The 242-nt window shown below is 50.0% G+C and carries 1 tRNA gene; it reads left to right on the top strand.

Going from position 1 to position 242, the window contains the following annotated elements:
* Positions 1-167: 167 nt before the first annotated feature.
* Positions 168-240, top strand: a tRNA-Gly gene (locus HUS61_RS21450).
* The last annotated feature ends 2 nt before the right edge of the window (positions 241-242 follow it).

Genomic DNA, 242 nt, shown 5'->3' with positions numbered 1-242 from the left:
CGGCACTAGCTCAGTTGGTAGAGCGCAACCTTGCCAAGGTTGAGGTCACGAGTTCGAGCCTCGTGTGCCGCTCCAATTTCTCACCAAAAGAAATTGGCTTAAGTTTCAAGGGGAAAGTTGAAAGCATTAGCTTGAAACTAGAAACTTGCAGCTTACAACTTATTTATGCGGCACTAGCTCAGTTGGTAGAGCGCAACCTTGCCAAGGTTGAGGTCACGAGTTCGAGCCTCGTGTGCCGCTCC

Origin of the sequence: Pseudoalteromonas sp. 0802, from assembly GCF_013350085.1 — a bacterium.
Classification (GTDB): Bacteria; Pseudomonadota; Gammaproteobacteria; order Enterobacterales; family Alteromonadaceae; genus Pseudoalteromonas.
The sequence above is the reverse complement of the archived record's forward strand: the minus strand, read 5'-3'. Positions and strand labels throughout refer to the sequence as shown.